The sequence below is a fragment of the Pseudomonas sp. B21-048 genome, assembly GCF_024748615.1.
Lineage (GTDB): Bacteria > Pseudomonadota > Gammaproteobacteria > Pseudomonadales > Pseudomonadaceae > Aquipseudomonas.
In genome coordinates this window covers 5,087,093-5,105,557 of record NZ_CP087168.1, presented here as the reverse complement: position 1 = coordinate 5,105,557, position 18,465 = coordinate 5,087,093, and the positions used below count along the sequence as shown (strand labels likewise).

14 protein-coding genes and 1 pseudogene are annotated in these 18,465 nt (G+C 60.0%); 13 read left to right on the top strand and 2 right to left on the bottom strand.

Annotated elements, in window-relative coordinates; genetic code table 11:
• Positions 1 to 81: 81 nt before the first annotated feature.
• From LOY56_RS24000 to LOY56_RS23990, 3 genes are read left to right on the top strand one after another with little or no spacing between them, the layout of a single operon-like run.
• Positions 82 to 1,101: an aminoglycoside phosphotransferase family protein gene (locus LOY56_RS24000; protein ID WP_258617547.1), complete on the top strand. Its 1,020-nt coding sequence runs from the start codon at positions 82 to 84 to the stop codon at positions 1,099 to 1,101.
• The gene (murU, locus tag LOY56_RS23995) at positions 1,098 to 1,769 is read left to right on the top strand and encodes an N-acetylmuramate alpha-1-phosphate uridylyltransferase MurU (protein WP_258617543.1); all 672 of its coding nucleotides are present in this window, start codon (positions 1,098 to 1,100) and stop codon (positions 1,767 to 1,769) included. Before LOY56_RS24000 ends, murU begins: the two co-directional genes overlap by 4 nt.
• A 1-nt stretch (position 1,770) precedes the next feature.
• Complete coding sequence (locus tag LOY56_RS23990; RefSeq protein ID WP_258617542.1) at positions 1,771 to 2,538, top strand: TerB family tellurite resistance protein; 768 nt, start codon at positions 1,771 to 1,773, stop codon at positions 2,536 to 2,538.
• 60 nt (positions 2,539 to 2,598) lie between these two features.
• Here the strand turns inward: LOY56_RS23990 and LOY56_RS23985 are convergent, their stop codons facing one another.
• Positions 2,599 to 3,588, bottom strand: a complete 990-nt coding sequence (locus tag LOY56_RS23985; RefSeq protein WP_258617540.1) for an alpha/beta hydrolase family protein — start codon at positions 3,586 to 3,588, stop codon at positions 2,599 to 2,601.
• A gap of 71 nt (positions 3,589 to 3,659) precedes the next feature.
• On the opposite strand from LOY56_RS23985, the gene LOY56_RS23980 reads away from it, so the two are divergent.
• The 10 genes from LOY56_RS23980 (at position 3,660) to trpE (ending at position 16,015) form a co-directional block, all read left to right on the top strand.
• A complete protein-coding gene (locus LOY56_RS23980) occupies positions 3,660 to 6,053 on the top strand; it encodes a PAS domain S-box protein (RefSeq protein WP_258617539.1) in 2,394 nt (797 codons plus the stop codon).
• 50 nt (positions 6,054 to 6,103) lie between these two features.
• A complete protein-coding gene (locus LOY56_RS23975) occupies positions 6,104 to 6,733 on the top strand; it encodes a response regulator transcription factor (protein ID WP_258617538.1) in 630 nt (209 codons plus the stop codon).
• 341 nt (positions 6,734 to 7,074) lie between these two features.
• Positions 7,075 to 8,199, top strand: coding sequence for an ABC transporter ATP-binding protein (locus tag LOY56_RS23970; RefSeq protein WP_030130015.1), 1,125 nt, complete (start codon positions 7,075 to 7,077; stop codon positions 8,197 to 8,199).
• 48 nt (positions 8,200 to 8,247) lie between these two features.
• Positions 8,248 to 9,291, top strand: a complete 1,044-nt coding sequence (locus LOY56_RS23965; protein WP_258617536.1) for an ABC transporter substrate-binding protein — start codon at positions 8,248 to 8,250, stop codon at positions 9,289 to 9,291.
• Positions 9,292 to 9,415: 124 nt separating this feature from the next.
• Positions 9,416 to 10,663 (top strand): ABC transporter permease, encoded by a 1,248-nt coding sequence (locus LOY56_RS23960; protein WP_258617534.1) that lies wholly within the window; start codon positions 9,416 to 9,418, stop codon positions 10,661 to 10,663.
• Between the two features lie 12 nt (positions 10,664 to 10,675).
• Complete coding sequence (locus LOY56_RS23955) at positions 10,676 to 11,500, top strand: ABC transporter permease (protein ID WP_258617533.1); 825 nt, start codon at positions 10,676 to 10,678, stop codon at positions 11,498 to 11,500.
• A 238-nt stretch (positions 11,501 to 11,738) separates the two neighbouring features.
• The gene (locus tag LOY56_RS23950) at positions 11,739 to 12,887 is read left to right on the top strand and encodes an iron-containing alcohol dehydrogenase (RefSeq protein ID WP_258617531.1); all 1,149 of its coding nucleotides are present in this window, start codon (positions 11,739 to 11,741) and stop codon (positions 12,885 to 12,887) included.
• 86 nt (positions 12,888 to 12,973) lie between these two features.
• Positions 12,974 to 13,648: a ribulose-phosphate 3-epimerase gene (gene rpe / locus LOY56_RS23945; protein WP_258617529.1), complete on the top strand. Its 675-nt coding sequence runs from the start codon at positions 12,974 to 12,976 to the stop codon at positions 13,646 to 13,648.
• Complete coding sequence (locus tag LOY56_RS23940; protein WP_258617527.1) at positions 13,645 to 14,463, top strand: phosphoglycolate phosphatase; 819 nt, start codon at positions 13,645 to 13,647, stop codon at positions 14,461 to 14,463. The genes rpe and LOY56_RS23940 overlap by 4 nt, the downstream gene beginning before the upstream one ends.
• Positions 14,464 to 14,533: 70 nt before the next feature.
• Positions 14,534 to 16,015, top strand: a complete 1,482-nt coding sequence (gene trpE, locus LOY56_RS23935) for an anthranilate synthase component I (protein WP_258617525.1) — start codon at positions 14,534 to 14,536, stop codon at positions 16,013 to 16,015.
• A 173-nt stretch (positions 16,016 to 16,188) separates the two neighbouring features.
• Here trpE and estP read toward each other — a convergent pair.
• Positions 16,189 to 18,095 (bottom strand): annotated as a pseudogene (estP, locus tag LOY56_RS23930) (esterase EstP).
• Between the last annotated feature and the right edge of the window lie 370 nt (positions 18,096 to 18,465).

Below are 18,465 nucleotides of genomic sequence, written 5' to 3'. Positions count from 1 at the left end.
ACGCCTCTCGATGGTCTGAAAAAGATGCTGGATAATAAAGCATGACCCGCTTGACGGCTAGCGCCGTCGGAGACCCTTGCAATGCCTGATCAAGATGTACGCTTGCAACACCTGAAAGTTTGGCTCGATGAACAGTTGGCTACCCTCTTTGCTGAACAAGGTTGGGGCTCCGTGCCCCCGGCCACGTTGACCGCGGCCAGTAGCGATGCGAGTTTTCGGCGCTATTTTCGCTGGGAAGGCGCAGGCAGAAGTTTCGTCGTGATGGACGCGCCACCGCCCCAGGAAAACTGCAAGCCCTTCGTGGATATTGCTTTTCTGCTGGCGAAATCCGGAATAAACGTGCCGAAAATTTATGCCGAAGACCTTGAGCGTGGTTTTCTTTTGCTCAATGACTTGGGCAACAAGACTTACCTGGACGTGATCGACAGCGAAAATGCCGACAACTTGTTCAAGGATGCCCTGCAAGCACTGCTGGCTTTCCAGCAGTTGCCGATGGTGGCGCCGTTGCCGAGTTATGACGTGGCGCTGCTGCGTCGCGAGCTGGAATTGTTCCCCGAATGGTACGTGAAGCGCGAACTGGGCATCGAGTTTGACTCGGCGCAGCAAACGCTCTGGCAGCAAGTCAGCGAACTGCTGATCGACAGCGCCCTGGCTCAGCCCAAAGTCCTGGTGCATCGCGATTACATGCCGCGCAACCTGATGCTCAGCGAGCCGAATCCCGGCGTGCTGGATTTTCAGGACGCGGTTTACGGCCCTGTGACTTATGACGTGACCTGCCTGTTCAAGGACGCCTTCCTCAGCTGGCCTGAAGAACGCGTGCGCGGTTGGCTGGAAGATTACTGGCAGCAAGCCGGCGCGCTCGACATCCCGGTTCAGCCAGATTTTGAAGACTTCCTGCGCGCCAGCGACCTGATGGGCGTGCAGCGCCACTTGAAAGTCATCGGCATTTTCGCCCGCATCTGTCATCGCGACGGCAAGCCACGCTACCTCGAGGATGTGCCGCGCTTTTTTGCATATATAGACGCGGTCATCGCCCGTCGCCCTGAACTGGCAGAGCTGGGTGAATTGCTGGCCAGTCTGCGTGCCGGAGCGACTGCATGAAAGCGATGATTCTGGCGGCGGGCAAAGGCGAGCGCATGCGCCCGCTGACCCTGACCACGCCAAAACCGCTGGTTCAAGCCGGCGGAGTGCCCCTGATCGAATATCACCTGCGCGCATTGGCGGCTGCGGGGTTTACCGAAATCGTGATCAACCATGCCTGGCTCGGTCAGCAGATCGAGGATTATCTGGGCGATGGTTCGCGGTACGGCGTGAGCATTCAGTACTCGGCGGAAGGTGAACCACTGGAGACCGGTGGCGGTATTTTCCGTGCGTTGCCGTTGTTGGGGGACGAGGCCTTTGTGGTGGTCAACGGTGACATCTGGACCGACTACGATTTCAGTGTGTTGCATCAGCCCATTGTCGGGCTCGCTCATCTGGTATTGGCGGACAACCCGGCGCATCACCCGAGCGGAGATTTCACCTTGGTCGATGGCCATGTGCAGGACGGTCGGCCGGATGCATCGACCCTGACCTACAGCGGCATCGCCGTGCTGCATCCGCAGTTGTTTGATGGCTGCTCGACCGGTGCCTTCAAACTTGCGCCATTGCTGCGCAAAGCCATGGCTGACGGGCAAGTGACCGGCGAACGTCTGAATGGGCATTGGGTGGATGTCGGCACTCACGAGCGCCTGGCGGAAGTCGAAACTCTGATAGAAGCGAGACGCTGACATGTTGTGGCCAGGGACTCTGATCGGAGCCGGAGCGGGCTTTGCCATAGCCAGCATTCCGGGGGCCATGCTCGGCGCTTTATTGGGACAGGCGCTGGATCGGCGCTTGCACCTGCAGAGCTGGGCGCATTTATGGGAAAAATTCGGTGGTCGCTCGGTGCTGCGCAACGATGAACTGCTGTTCGTGTTGCTGGGCCGATTGGCCAAGAGCGATGGGCGGGTAGTGGATGGGCACATCCAGCAGGCGCGGCAGGAAATGCGTTCGCTGGAAATGACCGAATCGGCGCAACGTCGGGCGATTGCGGCATTCAATCGCGGTAAGTCGGGACATGACCGGTTGCGCGGTTATCTGCGACGCCTGAGTACTCAACCCTATGCGGCGGAAGGTGTGTTGCGTGCCTGTTGGCGGATGGTCTGGGCCGATGGTCGCGCCGGTAGCAGTGAGCGTGAGCTGATTGCCCAGTGGGGCAAATGGCTGGGATGGACGCGGCAACAGGTGCAGGCCTTGGCGACTGACTATGAGCCGCACAAACGCCCATCGGTCAGCAGCGCTGTAACTTATCAAGACGCCTTGCGGCTATTGGGCGTGTCGGCGACCAGTGAGCCGGCGCAAATCAAGCGCGCCTATCGACGCCTGCTCAGCCGTCATCACCCCGACAAGATTGCCGGCAGCGGTGCAACGGCGTTGCAGGTTCGCGAGGCCACGGACAAGACTCGTGAATTGCACACGGCCTACACGTTGATTCGTGAGCAGCGGGATTTTCGTTAGCAGGGCTGAGTTGTATCGCCAGTGATTCCGACTTGCTCGCGAATGGGCCAACCCGGTCTATCAGTCCGCCGCAGGTTGCGGATTCAACCAACCCCGCACCCGACGGAACAACTGCTCTTGCTCCGCCTTGGCATTCCCCGGCAAAGCCTTGAGCGAAACCTGACTGAACCCTGAAGTTTTCAAGCGCTTGCTGGCCTGTAGACGTTCCAGCGCTGCGTTACGATCCACCGGCTTATCCATATAGAAGATATCTGCGGTAGGCAGCTTCAAGGTGGGTGTGAGCTCAGCCAGTTCGGGCTTCGCCGTAACGGGCGTCTGGGCGGCGACCATCACCAACTTCTCGACTTGCGATGGCTGTTTCTCGCTCAGATAACGCGCGGCCCAATAAGCACCGGTGCCATGGCCCAGCACAACGATGCTGTGAGCGCTTTGCTGTTCGGCGTAGGCGATGGCTGCATCGATGCGCGCGAAGATTCGCTCCGCGTCTGCTTTAGCCTGTTCTTCGGTGGTTTCGGCGATGGCCTTGTCAGCCACCTCCGCTTCGCCGCCGGCCGCCTGTTCGATGGGCGCCGCAGTCGTGGAGTCTTTGCTGCCGGCATCAGGCGTTTTGGGCGCTGGCGCCACTTCAACGATACGTGGCGCAATGGCTTCGCTTTGCAGGTCCGGCAAGGTGATACTCAGGCTGCTCCACTCGGCGTCCGGCAACTTGCGCCGCAATGGGCTGATCGCTTGCGGCCAGTCAGCGGTTTCGCCGGCGCCCGGGATGATAATCACCGCGCCTTTGGGTTCGGCGGTATTGGCCGGTTTCCACAAGGCGAGGAAGCTGTTGGTGCCGGCTTGCAGTTGCTGCTGTTCCTGCGCAGGGATTTTTCGCTCAAGTGCGCTCGCTTCTTCCTGACTACGCTCTAGCAACGGCTGACGTTCGACCGGTTTTTCTTCGGCGGGTTTTTCCGCAGCGGCAGGTGCCGGGTCGGCCGCCTCGGAAAACGCGCAAGGCAGGATCAACGACAGGCACAATGCTGGCAGTGCCAGACGGTAGACAGGGGGCATCGGATATTCCAGGCCAGAAGTTAATCCGGCAGCCTAATGGGTTGGTCAGTATTTGTCAGTGTGAGACTTCGATGATGCATTTTCGCTGCCTGTGGGTTATCGGCTGTTTGTGGTTTCCCTTGATGGGCTGGGCGGCGCCCGCGCCACCGGCGCACGTCGTGCACCTGTCGCCAGCGCAACAGCAATGGCTGGTGCAGCATGGCGAGTTGCGGGTCGGAGTGGTGTTGCAAACGCCCTATGCCCAATACGATCGCCGCTTGCAGCGCCTGTCCGGGGTTAACGTCGAGCTGATGAAGTGGCTGGCCAAGGCGCTCAAGATCGAACTGAGCTGGCGCAATTATCCTGATCTTGCTCAACTGGAAGCGGCGGCGCGTGAAGGCGACATCGATATCGCGCCGGGGCTGACGCAAACCCCTGCGGGTCTGCGACTTTGGCAATTTTCCGACCCGTACATGCGGGTGCCGCAACTGGTGGTCAGCGACCAGAAGAGCACTGGTGCGGTAGAGCTGGAAAAGCTCGACAGCCAGACCCGCGTCGCCGTACGTATGCCTAGCGTCACCGCCGATTATCTGCGCAGCACTTATCCCCACCTGAACCTGCAAGGCGTGCCGCTGGAGCGCCAGGCACTGCAACTGTTGTTGAGTCAGCAGGCCGGTTACGCCGTGGTCGATGAAGCGCAGTTCGGGCGTCTGTCTGCCGAGACTGAGTTCTCCGGGCTGGCCGTGGTGGGCGATATCGGTTTCCCGCAACTGTTGCGAGTGGCCACGCGCCGGGACTGGCCGCAGTTAGCCGGCATCGTTGAAAGTGCACTGCGGGCGATTCCGGCCAAGGACCTCGAACAACTGCACAATCAATGGCTGCAACCCAAGTATCCGCGGCTGTCCGAGTCGCCGGGTTTCTGGCAAAACCTCAGCTTGCTCTTGGTGGTGTTGCTATTGAGCAGCATGGCCATTGTGTTTTGGCAGCGTCGCCAACAACGCAGTCTGGAGCAGCGATTGCTGGCGGCGCGCGAAGACATTGCCCTTCGCGAGGCCAGCGAAGAGGCCTTGCGCCTCACGCAGTTTTCCATCGATCAGAGCACCGTCGGTATCCTCTGGGTCAACTGGGACAGCCATGTGCGCTATGCCAACCGAGCGGCCGAAACCATGCTCGGCTATCCGGCGGGCGGGATCGTTGATCGGCCATTGATCGACTTCGAACCCGGTTTGCACATGGACCGCTGGCTGAACCTGTGGAAACGCGCCAGGGCCAGTGAAGAAGGGCCGCAAAGTTTCGAAACCCATTGCGTGCGAGCGGACGGCAGTATTCTGCCAGCGGATGTTTCGTTGAGCTTCTTGCGCTTTCGCGATGGTGAATACCTGGTGGTTTACCTCAATGACGTCACCGAGCGTCGTCGCGCCCTGGCCGCATTGCAGGAAAGCGAAGCGCGGCTGCAAGGGATCGCCGCCAACGTCCCCGGCCTTGTTTTCCGGCTGGAGCGCGCGCCGATGACCGGGCAGATCGACTTTGCCTACATCAGTGAAGGCAGTGAGAGCCTGGTAGGGTACTCGCCGGCCACCCTGGCCCATCGGGACAAAGGCCTGCGCAGTCTGGTGCATCCGGACGACAAGGTCAGTTACCACCAGACCCAGGATCACGCGCTGGACACCGACAGCGACTGGTCGTGGCAGGGACGGATTCTGACCCGTCAGGGCGAGCAGCGCTGGGCCGAGATCAAAGCCATCACTCGCCGCCTCGAAGACGGCGCCTGTGTCTGGGACGGGATCGTCTGGGACATCACCGAGAGCAAGCGCATCGAACTGGAACTGGCCAGCTCCCGCGAGCAATTGCGCGAGTTGTCCGCGCACCTGGAGAGCGTACGGGAAGAGGAAAAGGCTCGCATTGCCCGGGAAGTTCACGACGAGCTGGGTCAGATGTTGACCGTGCTGAAGCTGGAAACGTCCATGTGCGAATTGGCCTACGCCCAGCTTGATCCGGGCCTGCACGAGCGCTTGAACAGCATGAAGCGTTTGATCGCTCAGCTGTTTCAACTGGTGCGCGATGTGGCTACGGCGCTACGGCCGCCGATTCTGGATGCCGGGATTGCCTCGGCTATCGAATGGCAGGCGCGGCGGTTCGAAGCGCGCACGCAGATTCCGTGCCTGGTGCAGGTGCCGGATAACTTGCCGATGCTCAGCGATGCCAAGGCCATCGGGCTATTCCGGATCCTTCAGGAAGCGCTGACCAATGTCATGCGCCACGCCCAGGCGCATACTGTTGAACTGACGCTGGCCCTTGAGGGCGATGAACTCTGTCTGACCGTTAGCGATGATGGCGTAGGATTCGTCGCCGCCACTGGCAGGCCGACATCCTTCGGCGTGGTCGGCATGCGCGAACGGGTGTTGATCATGGGTGGGCAGTTGTTGCTTGAGAGTGAGCCGGGGGAGGGCACGACCCTGACGGTGCGAGTGCCGTTGGACCGTTAAAAGATCGGACGATCTTTTCCGGCGCTCAACCCATCAATGAGGAGAGGCAAGTGATCCGTGTACTGGTAGCCGAAGACCACACCATCGTTCGCGAAGGCATCAAGCAATTGATCGGCCTGGCCAAGGACTTGCTGGTGGTAGGGGAGGCGAGCAATGGCGAGCAGTTACTCGAGACCTTGCGCCATGTTCCCTGCGAAGTAGTGTTGCTGGATATCTCCATGCCCGGGGTCAATGGCCTGGAAGCGATCCCGCGGATTCGCGCGCTGAGCAATCCCCCGGCGATTCTGGTGTTGTCGATGCACGACGAAGCGCAAATGGCCGCTCGGGCATTGAAGGTCGGCGCCGCAGGCTATGCGACCAAGGACAGCGATCCGGCTTTGCTGCTGACGGCAATCCGCAAAGTCGCGGCGGGGGGGCGCTACATCGACCCGGAGCTGGCCGACCGCATGGTCTTCGAAGTCGGCCTGACGGATTCGCGGCCGTTGCACTCATTGCTGTCGGAGCGTGAATTCTCGGTGTTCGAACGCCTGGCCCAAGGCGCCAACGTCAACGACATCGCCCAGCAACTGGCCTTGAGCAGCAAAACCATCAGCACCCACAAGGCGCGGCTGATGCAGAAACTCAACATCACCTCCCTGGCCGAACTGGTGAAGTATGCGATGGAGCACAAACTCCTCTGAGTCTTTACGCAGTCAATGTAGGCACGAGGCTTTCCCGCGAAACTTTTAGCGTCAGTGAGGACGCCTTCGCGGGCAAGTCGGATCGCCGCACCGCTCGCTCCGACAAAAATCTCGTGGTCATATCCATTTGCGACATCCCTCCAACACTGCTTTTGCCTGTTCTTGCGGCTTGTAGCTTGCAACTTGCCGCTGCCCTATCGAATCCCGCCATCCTTGTAGGGCAATCCCTACCCACAACCTTCCATCCGGCTGAGGCGATTCTCTCCTGCGCCCCGATTTGCGTGGCTCCCAGCGTCCACTAGGCTTAATCCACAGCAGTCATCAATAACAAAGGTGTGGGTATGAGCCAGGTTGATTCAAGCGCAGGGGCCAGCGATATTCTGGTCAGCTTTCGTGGAGTGCAAAAGAGCTACGACGGCGAGAACCTGATCGTCAAAGACCTCAACCTGGATATTCGCAAAGGCGAATTCCTCACCTTGCTCGGGCCGTCCGGCTCCGGCAAGACCACCAGTCTGATGATGCTCGCCGGTTTCGAAACGCCGACCGCCGGCGAAATCCAACTGGCCGGGCGTTCCATCAACAACGTGCCGCCGCATAAGCGCGACATCGGTATGGTGTTCCAGAACTATGCATTGTTTCCGCACATGACGGTCGCCGAGAACCTGGCGTTTCCGCTGACTGTGCGCGGCTTGAACAAAAGCGACGTCAGTGACCGGGTCAAGCGTGTTTTGAGCATGGTTCAGCTCGACACCTTCGCCCAGCGTTATCCGGCGCAACTGTCCGGCGGTCAGCAGCAGCGTGTGGCCCTGGCTCGCGCCCTAGTGTTCGAACCGCAACTGGTGCTGATGGACGAGCCTCTCGGCGCACTGGACAAACAACTGCGCGAACACATGCAGATGGAAATCAAACACCTGCACCAGCGCCTCGGTGTGACCGTGGTCTACGTGACCCACGACCAGGGCGAAGCCCTGACCATGTCCGACCGTGTAGCGGTGTTCCACCAGGGCGAGATTCAGCAGATCGCGCCACCGCGCTCCCTCTATGAAGAACCGAAAAACACCTTCGTCGCCAACTTCATCGGCGAGAACAACCGTCTCAATGGCCGCTTGCACAGCCACACCGGCGACCGCTGCGTAGTTGAGCTCGGTCGCGGCGAAAAGGTTGAAGCCCTGGCGGTCAATGTTGGCAAGACCGGCGAGCCCGTCACGTTGTCGATTCGCCCGGAGCGCGTGAGCCTCAATGGTTCGAGCGAGTCCTGCGTCAACCGCTTCTCAGGGAGGGTGGCGGAATTCATCTATCTGGGCGACCACGTCCGGGTTCGCCTGGAAGTCTGCGGCAAGACCGACTTCTTTGTGAAACAACCGATTGCCGAGCTCGATCCCGCGCTCGCTGTCGGCGATGTGGTACCGCTTGGCTGGCAGGTCGAACACGTTCGCGCGCTCGACCCACTTTTAGAGGCGCATTGATCGCCCCCCCGCTTCACCAACACTAACCCTGCAGTTGGAGAACAATAAATGTTGAGATCCCTGAAATTCACAGCCCTGGTCGTGGGCATGATGGGTGCGGCGCACGCGATGGCGGCGGGCCCGGACCTGACCGTGGTGTCCTTTGGCGGGGCGAACAAGGCGGCGCAGGTCAAAGCCTTCTACGCACCGTGGGAAGCGGCGGGCAACGGCAAAATCGTCGCTGGCGAGTACAACGGCGAGATGGCCAAGGTCAAAGCCATGGTCGACACCAAGAGCGTGTCCTGGGACCTGGTGGAAGTTGAATCGCCAGAACTGTCCCGTGGTTGCGACGAAGACATGTTCGAGCAACTCGACCCTGCGCTGTTCGGCAAGACTGAAGACTACGTCAAAGGCGCTATCCAGCCGTGCGGCGTGGGCTTCTTCGTGTGGTCGACCGTGCTGGCCTACAACGCCGACAAACTGAAAACCGCTCCGACCAGTTGGGTCGATTTCTGGGACACCAAGAAATTCCCGGGCAAACGCGGCCTGCGTAAAGGCGCCAAGTACACCCTGGAATTCGCACTGATGGCTGACGGCGTTGCGCCGAAAGACGTCTACAAAGTACTGGCTGGCAAGGATGGTCAGGACCGTGCGTTCAAGAAACTTGATGAGCTCAAGCCAAGCATTCAGTGGTGGGAAGCCGGTGCACAACCGCCGCAATACCTCGCCTCCGGTGACGTGGTCATGAGCTCGGCCTACAACGGCCGGATCGCGGCGGTACAGAAAGAAAGCAACCTGAAGGTGGTGTGGAACGGCGGTATCTACGACTTCGACGCATGGGCGATTCCAAAAGGCCTGGATAAAACCCGTGCTGAAGCGGCGAAGAAATTCATCGCGTTCTCGGTGGCTCCGCAGCAGCAGAAGACCTACTCGGAAAACATTGCCTACGGCCCGGCCAACACCCAAGCCGTGCCTTTGCTGTCCAAGGATGTCTTGAAAGACATGCCGACCACCCCGGAAAACATCGCCAACCAAGTGCAGATCGACGTCAGCTTCTGGGCTGACAACGGCGAGCAACTGGAGCAGCGCTTCAATTCCTGGGCTGCGAAGTAAGCAAGTCACACGGGACGACGGTTCACTGGATGCGTTCCCACGCACAGCGTGGGAACGATCAGCACCAAAAGTTCGAGGCGGCGTTTGCCACCTTTGCAATGACCAAAGATTTCCGGAGTACGCCATGGCCACCGCCATTCCCCTGAACGCGGGCACTGACCCCACCTTGAAGCAGCGGCTCAAGCACGCCGAGCGGATCAACCGCTGGAAAGCACAAGCCTTGATCGCGCCGTTGGTGCTGTTTCTGTTGCTGGTGTTCCTGGTGCCGATCGTGGCGCTGCTCTACAAAAGCGTCGGTAACCCGGAAGTGGTCGGCGCCATGCCGCGCACCGTGGCTGCCATCGCCAGTTGGGATGGCCGAGGCCTGCCGGCAGAGCCTGTGTACAAGGCCGCCAGCGAAGACCTCGCCGAAGCCCGCAAGAATCAGACCTTGGGTGACTTGTCCAAGCGCTTGAACATGGAGTTGGCCGGCTACCGCAGCCTGCTGACCAAAACCGCACGCGCCTTGCCGTTCGCCACGGAGCCGGCTTCTTATAAAGAAGCGCTGGAAGCGCTGGACGAGCGTTGGGGCGACCCGGCCTATTGGCAGGTCGTGCGTCGCAACACCAGTAACATCACGCCTTATTACCTGCTGGCCGCCGTCGACCACCGTATCGACGACCTCGGCGAAGTGGCCCCGGCCACCCCCGATCAGGCGATCTACCTCGATATCTTTGCCCGGACCTTCTGGATGGGCCTGATCATCACCGTGATCTGTCTGGTGCTGGCCTACCCGTTGGCTTACCTGCTGGCGAACCTGCCATCGCGGCAAAGCAACCTGTTGATGATTCTGGTGCTGTTGCCGTTCTGGACCTCGATTCTGGTGCGAGTCGCCGCGTGGATCGTATTGCTGCAATCGGGCGGCTTGATCAACAGCGGTCTGATGGCCATGGGCATTATCGATAAGCCGCTGGAGTTGGTGTTCAACCGCACCGGGGTCTACATCTCGATGGTGCACATCCTGCTGCCGTTCATGATTCTGCCGATCTACAGCGTGATGAAAGGCATCTCGCCGACCTACATGCGGGCAGCGATTTCCCTCGGCTGCCACCCGTTCGCCAGTTTCTGGCGGGTGTATTTCCCGCAGACCTATGCCGGTGTCGGCGCCGGCTGCCTGTTGGTGTTCATCCTCGCCATCGGCTACTACATCACCCCTGCGTTGCTGGGCAGTCCGAACGATCAGATGGTCAGCTATTTCGTCGCCTTCTACACCAATACCAGCATCAACTGGGGCATGGCGACCGCACTCGGTGGGCTGTTGCTGTTGGCGACCGTGGTGCTTTATCTGATTTACAGCTGGCTGGTGGGCGCCAGTCGCCTGCGCCTGAGCTAAGGGGAGAATGAAATGCTGAGTCCTTATATGTCGCCCATCGAACGGGTGTGGTTCTACAGTTTGCGGATTCTCTGCGGCTTGATTCTGTTGTTCCTGATCTTGCCGGTGCTGGTGATCATTCCGCTGTCGTTCAATTCGGGGAGTTTTCTGGTTTATCCGCTGCAAGGCTTCTCGCTGCACTGGTACCAGGACTTCTTTGCTTCGGCTGAATGGATGCGTTCGTTGAAGAACAGCATGATCGTGGCCCCGGCAGCGACGGTACTGGCGATGATCTTCGGCACGCTGGCGGCGATCGGTCTGACCCGGGGCGATTTTCCGGGCAAACCGCTGGTGATGGCGCTGGTGATTTCGCCGATGGTGGTGCCGGTAGTAATCATTGGTGTGGCCAGTTACCTGACCTTTGCCCCATTGGGGTTCGGCAACAGCTATCTCTCACTGATCGTTGTGCACGCCGTGCTGGGCGTGCCGTTCGTGATCATCACGGTGTCGGCGACCTTGCAGGGGTTTAACCAGAACCTGGTGCGGGCCGCTGCAAGCCTGGGGGCTTCGCCGCTGACCGCGTTTCGTCGGGTGACCTTGCCGTTGATTGCGCCGGGCGTGATTTCCGGTGCGCTGTTTGCCTTTGCCACCTCGTTCGATGAAGTGGTGGTGACGCTGTTCCTCGCCGGTCCCGAACAAGCGACCTTGCCTCGGCAGATGTTCAGCGGCATCCGCGAAAACCTCAGCCCGACCATCGCCGCCGCCGCGACGCTGTTGATTGCTTTCTCGGTGATCCTGTTGCTGACGCTGGAATGGCTGCGCGGGCGCAGCGAAAAACTGCGCACCGCGCAGGTATAAAGCAGCGCCCCGATCAACCTGTGAATGATCGTTCCCACGCTCCGCGTGGGAATGCAGCCCGGGACGCTCTGCGTCCCTTCTAAAGCTGGAACGCGGAGCGTCCCTTGAGGCATTCCCACGCAGAGCGTGGGAACGATCGGTCAGGGAGTCTTCGGTCATTTATGATCTGAATAACAGACAAACCCCAATCCCCAGCTACTCTTGTGCCCAGCTCCCCTATCTATAAGAGGTTGCGCACATGAGTCTTTCCTCTTTCAAAATCGCTCACAAACTGATCACCGGCGCCGGGGCCATCGAGCAACTGGCGGCTGAACTCACACGCCTGGACATCGACAACCCGCTGATCGTCACCGACGCCGCGCTGGTCAAGTCCGGCACGGTAGAGCTGGCGCTGGCGCAGTTGGGCGAGCGCAGTTACGAAATTTTCGACCGGGTGTTGCCGGACCCGGAAATCGCCATCGTCGAAGATTGCATGCGGGTTTACCGTGAAGGCGGGCATGACGGACTGATCGGCCTCGGTGGCGGCAGTGCCATCGACATCGCCAAGAGTGTTGCAGCCTATGCCGGTTACCACGGCGCCCTGGAGGACTTGTTCGGCGTCGATCAGGTGCCGCGCAAAGGCCCGCCGCTGATTGCCATCCCGACCACTGCCGGCACGGGGTCGGAAGTGACCAACGTGGCCATCCTCTCCGACAAGGTCGCGCAGCTGAAGAAAGGCATTATCAGCGATTACCTGTTGCCGGACGTGGCGCTGGTCAGCCCGCAAATGACCCTGACTTGCCCGCGCAGTGTCACCGCTGCCAGCGGCGTCGATGCGCTGGTGCACGCCATCGAGTCCTACCTGTCGCTCAATGCCTCGCCAATCACCGACGCCCTGGCCATTGGCGCGATCAAGTTGATTACCAAGGCGCTGCCCAAGGCCTACGCCAATCCCTCCCATCTGCAAGCCCGCGAAGACATGGCCACCGCCAGTCTCATGGCCGGCATGGCATTCGGCAATGCCGGGGTCGGCGCGGTGCATGCGTTGGCGTATCCGCTGGGCGGGCGTTTCAACATTGCCCATGGCGTCAGTAATGCCTTGTTGCTGCCGTATGTCATGACCTGGAACAAGATGGCTTGCGTGGAACGCATGCAGGATATTGCCGAGGCCATGGGGGTGAAGACTGCTCATCTGAGCGCCAATGAAGCGGCGGAAAAAGCCGTTGAGGCGATGACTGAGCTGTGCGCCGCCGTGGAAATCCCGCTGGGCCTGCGCAGTTTCGGGGTGCCCGAGGATGCGATTCCGGCCATGGCCGTGGAAGCCGCTGGCATCGAGCGCTTGATGCGCAACAATCCGCGCAAGTTGAGCGCTACCGATATCGAGAAGATCTATCGAACGGCCTATTAGAGCCCAATCATCGCAGCACGGTGCGCGCGTCAAAGCATGAGGTATACAATGCGCGCCATCGTGATTCTGCTCAAAAAAGGTGCGTCATGCAGCCCTTCGTCATTGCTCCGTCGATTCTCTCCGCTGACTTCGCCCGCCTGGGCGAGGAAGTGGACAACGTCCTGGCCGCCGGTGCCGACTTCGTGCACTTCGATGTCATGGACAACCACTACGTGCCAAACCTGACCATCGGCCCGATGGTCTGCTCCGCGCTGCGCAAGTATGGCGTGACCGCGCCGATCGACGCGCACCTGATGGTCAGCCCGGTGGACCGCATCGTCGGTGACTTCATCGAAGCCGGTGCGACCTACATTACCTTCCACCCGGAAGCCACGCAGCACGTCGACCGTTCCCTGCAACTGATCCGCGAAGGCGGCTGCAAGGCGGGCCTGGTGTTCAACCCGGCGACCCCGCTGGACGTGCTCAAGTACGTGATGGACAAGGTCGACATGATCCTGCTGATGAGCGTCAACCCAGGCTTTGGCGGGCAGAAGTTCATTCCCGGAACTCTCGACAAGCTGCGTGAAGCGCGGGCACTGATCGATGCTTCCGGTCGTGACATTCGCCTGGAAATCGACGGTGGGGTGAACGTGAACAATATTCGCGAAATCGCTGCGGCTGGCGCAGACACCTTCGTGGCCGGGTCGGCGATCTTCAATGCGCCGAATTACCAGGAAGTGATTAAAAAAATGCGCTCCGAACTGGCGCTGGCTCGCCCATGAGTGGTTTTGAGCAGCTGTTCCCCGGGCGTCTGCCGCGGCTGGTGATGTTCGATCTGGATGGCACGCTGGTCGACTCGGTCCCCGACCTCGCGGCGGCTGTGGATAACATGCTGCTCAAACTCGGGCGTCAACCTGCCGGTATCGAACCGGTGCGAGAGTGGGTTGGCAACGGCGTGCACATGCTGGTGCGCCGGGCCTTGGCCAACCACATCGACGCCGAGGGTGTCGATGAGGTCGAGGCTGAGCATGCCCTGGAATTGTTCAACGGTTTTTATGAGGACGGTCACGCGCTGACGGTGGTTTACCCCGGCGTGCGTGACACCCTCAAGTGGCTGAATAAGCAAGGCGTCGAAATGGCGCTGATCACCAACAAGCCGGAGCGCTTCGTCGCGCCGCTGCTGGATCAGATGAAGATCGGCCGTTACTTCAAATGGATCATCGGTGGCGACACCCTGCCAAATAAGAAGCCTGACCCGGCCGCGCTGTTTTTCGTGATGAAAATGGCCAACATCCCGGCATCGCAGTCGTTGTTCGTCGGCGACTCGCGCAGCGATGTGCTGGCGGCGAAAGCGGCGGGGGTCAAATGCGTGGCCCTCAGTTACGGCTATAACCACGGTCGGCCGATTGCTGAAGAATCGCCGGCGCTGGTGATCGATGATCTGCGCAAGCTAATTCCCGGTTGCCTGGATCCGGCCGCTGAGATAACGTTGCCCGACGCTGTTCAATCCCCTCCTGGAAACGCCATCGTGGTGGTCACTCGCAAACTCTGGATGAAAGTCATCAAGGCCCTGGCCCGCTGGCGTTGGCGCGCCTGACTTGTTCCTGGCCGGCGTACCGGCGCGTTTGCACACCTGACCGTTAGACCCTCAAGCCACGAGGCACCTCATGATCCGCGAAGAATTCCTGCGTTTGGCCGCTGCCGGCTACAACCGCATCCCGCTTGCCTGCGAAACCCTGGCCGACTTCGACACGCCGCTGTCGATCTACCTGAAACTGGCCGATGAGCCCAACTCCTACCTGCTGGAGTCGGTGCAGGGCGGTGAGAAGTGGGGCCGTTATTCGATCATCGGCCTGCCATGCCGCACCGTGCTGCGGGTTCACGATCACCACGTCAGCGTGACCCACGACGGCGTAGAGATCGAAAGCCACGACGTTGAAGATCCGCTGGTCTTTGTCGAAGCCTTCAAGGCACGCTACAACGTGCCGACCATCGCCGGTCTGCCGCGCTTCAATGGCGGTCTGGTGGGCTACTTTGGTTATGACTGCGTGCGCTATGTGGAGAAGCGTCTGGGCAAATGCCCGAACCCGGATCCGCTGGGCGTACCGGACATTCTGCTGATGGTGTCCGATGCGGTGGTGGTGTTCGACAACCTTGCCGACAAAATGCACGCGATCGTCCTGGCCGATCCGGCGCAGGAAGATGCCTTCGAGCAAGGTCAGGCGCGTCTGCAAACGCTGCTGGAACAACTCCGTCAGCCGATCACTCCGCGCCGTGGCCTGGACTTCAGCAAACAACAATCGGTTGATCCGGTGTTCCGTTCGAGCTTCACCCAGAACGATTACGAAAAAGCCGTCGACACCATCAAGGAATACATCCTGGCCGGTGACTGTATGCAGGTTGTGCCGTCCCAGCGCATGTCGATCGACTTCAAGGCTGCGCCTATCGACCTGTATCGGGCGCTGCGCTGCTTCAATCCGACGCCTTACATGTACTTCTTCAACTTTGGCGACTTCCATGTCGTCGGCAGTTCGCCGGAAGTACTGGTACGGGTCGAAGACAACCTGATCACCGTACGCCCGATTGCCGGCACCCGTCCGCGAGGCGCCAACGAAGAGGCTGATCTGGCGCTGGAGAAAGACCTGCTGTCGGACGACAAGGAAATCGCCGAGCACTTGATGCTGATCGATCTGGGCCGCAACGACACCGGTCGCGTTTCGGAAATCGGTTCGGTGAAACTCACCGAGAAGATGGTCATCGAGCGTTACTCCAACGTGATGCACATCGTGTCCAACGTTACCGGCCAATTGAAGGCCGGGCTGACGGCGATGGATGCACTGCGCGCGATTCTGCCGGCGGGCACCTTGTCGGGCGCGCCGAAGATTCGCGCGATGGAAATCATCGACGAGCTGGAACCGGTCAAGCGTGGCGTCTACGGCGGCGCGGTCGGTTACTTCGCCTGGAACGGCAACATGGACACCGCGATTGCGATCCGTACCGCCGTGATCAAGAACGGCGAACTGCACGTACAGGCGGGTGGCGGTATCGTCGCCGACTCGGTGCCGGCGCTGGAATGGGAAGAAACCCTGAACAAGCGCCGCGCCATGTTCCGCGCGGTGGCCCTCGCCGAGCAGACGCCTGACACCTGAGTTCACGCAATACCTGTGGGAGCGAGCCTGCTCGCGATGGGGCCTGCACAGCTAATATTGATGTTGCCTGACCCATCGCTATCGCGAGCAGGCTCGCTCCCACATGGACCTCCACCATAAAAAAACGCGACACCTGCAAGGGCGTCGCATTTTTGTGCCTGCTGTTTGCTGGTTTAGAAATCCAGCGTCACCCCAACGTTGATGCCCTGCTGGGTAAAGTCATCATCCTTGCGGAACGTGTAACCACCACGCAACGCCAGGTCGGCGGTCAACTTATGGCTGACTCCCAGGCTCACACGGTTCAAGTGACTCTGCGGCGTATAACCTTCCAGCGTAAAGTCATTCGCCGGCAGGCTGTTGAGGGCGATGTTTACCTTCTGAACGTCATCTTCGTATTCACGCTCGTAGGCATATTCGCCAAACACTTGGGTCTGACGGGTGAAGTTGTATTTGCCTTGCAAACCGACACCCAGGCGTTTCGAGTCTCGGGTCTGATCATCAAAGGTCAGCGCCGTGGCACGATTGCTGTTTTCCGAGTAGCCGTCGACTTCCACTTTGGCGTAATCGGCGCTGATGAACGGTGACAGGTGCCATACGCTGCCCGGTTGGGCAATGTCATAGCCAAGGCGAGTGCTGAAGGCCCAGAGATGGCCATCGGTATCACCCTTTTCCGCGCCTTCGCTGACACCCAGGTCGAATTTGCGTTCGAGATTGTCGTAATCCAGTTTGCCACCGGTCAACGCGGCATCGGCCCACCAGCGATTCTGCTGGAACTGGGCGAAAGCGGTCGCCAGATAGCTATTGAGTTTGTAGTCCGAATCGTTACTACCGGCGTCCAGGTTCTGACGATAGAAGCCTGCAGCCACACCGACGCGCCAGGCTTCATTGAGGCGATAGCTGCCGCCGATATTCAGGTTGTAGCCGCTGCCGTCGGCGCTGGCGCCACTGCTTTGGCTATCGACGTCCAGATGCTGACCACCGCCGGCGACGATCGCGCGCCATTGGCCGACGGCCTGCCAGTTCTCCCAGTCGGATTGCCACTGGCTGCGCAGTTCGTCCTGGTGGGCGCGCAAAGTGGCGTGGGCCATTTCCGGCAGCAGCGTCAGTTCCCACGGTGCCGCCAGCAAGGAATAGGCGTAATCGGCTATCAGCTTTTGCCCGGTTTCAGTGGGGTGAACCGAGTCGTTGTAGATCAGCTTGCTCGGGTCCGGAGTGGCGCTGTTGATGCCGTACGTAGCGTTTTCCGTACAACCGTTGCCGCTGAAACAGGTCGCCGTCAGGTTCTGACCGGTGGCGAGGCCAAAGCGCGCCGGGTCGGCGAAGGTTTCCCGCAGCAGCAATGGAATGTTCAGCGGAATGATTTCGGCATTGATTCCCGCGAGGCGTATGACCAACCGCTGGTTGAATTCGGTGCTCAGCTGTGAGATCGATGGCTGTAGTGAGGTGCCATTGACGGCGGCGTCAGTCCCAGGTCGGGCAACAGCCAGACCACGATGTATTTGGCGCCGGCGGTTTGCAGGGTCTGTACGCTGTCGGCCAGTTGATTCGCCGCGGCGTTGGCCTGGGTGGTACTGAGCACGCGGCCCTGAAGGAAGTCGTTGCCGCCCCCGGAAATGTAATACAGCGCATTCGGATCGGCGCGGAAGTTGTTCGCCGGCAAATAACCTGCCCGAGTGCGTTCGCCCGTGGCGGATTCGGTGGTGATCGAGTCCAGAATCTGGTCGGTGCGGTAACCGCCGACGGCCCAGTTGTTGCCATCTGCCAGTCCTTCATTCGCGCGCACAGCCGAAGTCGAGGCGGCGGTCTGGTCAGGTGAGAATCCGAGACGTCCACCCAACAGTTGCGTGGCGTTCAGCGAGCGTAATTCACCACTGCCATCCAGGTAGACCGGCCCGGTCCGGTTGGTAAAACGCTGGGTCGCACCGGCAGGGCCGCCCGTGTCGGTAAACTGCCCGGCATCGTTGAGGCTGTCGCCGAAGACGACGAAATTCGAATAAGGGTTGGGCGCGGCGATCGCCTGAGCGCAGGCAGCAGCGAGCAGGCATCCAGCGAGTGGTACAAATAACGTCTGTTTGATCATGAGCAAGTCCGTTTTATTTATTGTTGTAGCGAACGAAACGACAGTACCAAAAACTTTTGGCCTTTTGCCATCTGTCGCGACCCCCTCGATTGTTTCGCCAGCTGTCGCTCCGGCCATATTGCACGCTCTGCCCAGCTACGTTACTGTGCCGAGACGTATGAATGAGACCTTCCCCGTGTTGATCGTCAGCAAACTCCTGGATCAAGTCATCAAGGCACACGCCCGTTGGCGTTGGCGCGCCTGAATCTTTTCTGCCGGCCTGGCCGGACCTGTACCGTTTTGCCTTCTTTACCTGTATGAAAGCCGCTTTGCTGGCGCCACTCCAGCACCTGACAAAGCGCAGCGCGCTGCGGGTAAATCATTCGAAGGC

What these genes read in the sequence shown, in the direction of transcription:
- LOY56_RS24000 (WP_258617547.1), top strand. Translation starts at nt 82, where the DNA reads ATGCCTGATCAAGATGTACGCTTGCAACACCTGAAAGTTTGGCTCGAT.
- murU (WP_258617543.1), top strand. Translation starts at nt 1,098, where the DNA reads ATGAAAGCGATGATTCTGGCGGCGGGCAAAGGCGAGCGCATGCGCCCG.
- LOY56_RS23990 (WP_258617542.1), top strand. Translation starts at nt 1,771, where the DNA reads ATGTTGTGGCCAGGGACTCTGATCGGAGCCGGAGCGGGCTTTGCCATA.
- LOY56_RS23985 (WP_258617540.1), bottom strand. Translation starts at nt 3,588, where the DNA reads ATGCCCCCTGTCTACCGTCTGGCACTGCCAGCATTGTGCCTGTCGTTG.
- LOY56_RS23980 (WP_258617539.1), top strand. Translation starts at nt 3,660, where the DNA reads ATGATGCATTTTCGCTGCCTGTGGGTTATCGGCTGTTTGTGGTTTCCC.
- LOY56_RS23970 (WP_030130015.1), top strand. Translation starts at nt 7,075, where the DNA reads ATGAGCCAGGTTGATTCAAGCGCAGGGGCCAGCGATATTCTGGTCAGC.
- LOY56_RS23965 (WP_258617536.1), top strand. Translation starts at nt 8,248, where the DNA reads ATGTTGAGATCCCTGAAATTCACAGCCCTGGTCGTGGGCATGATGGGT.
- LOY56_RS23960 (WP_258617534.1), top strand. Translation starts at nt 9,416, where the DNA reads ATGGCCACCGCCATTCCCCTGAACGCGGGCACTGACCCCACCTTGAAG.
- LOY56_RS23955 (WP_258617533.1), top strand. Translation starts at nt 10,676, where the DNA reads ATGCTGAGTCCTTATATGTCGCCCATCGAACGGGTGTGGTTCTACAGT.
- LOY56_RS23950 (WP_258617531.1), top strand. Translation starts at nt 11,739, where the DNA reads ATGAGTCTTTCCTCTTTCAAAATCGCTCACAAACTGATCACCGGCGCC.
- rpe (WP_258617529.1), top strand. Translation starts at nt 12,974, where the DNA reads ATGCAGCCCTTCGTCATTGCTCCGTCGATTCTCTCCGCTGACTTCGCC.
- LOY56_RS23940 (WP_258617527.1), top strand. Translation starts at nt 13,645, where the DNA reads ATGAGTGGTTTTGAGCAGCTGTTCCCCGGGCGTCTGCCGCGGCTGGTG.
- trpE (WP_258617525.1), top strand. Translation starts at nt 14,534, where the DNA reads ATGATCCGCGAAGAATTCCTGCGTTTGGCCGCTGCCGGCTACAACCGC.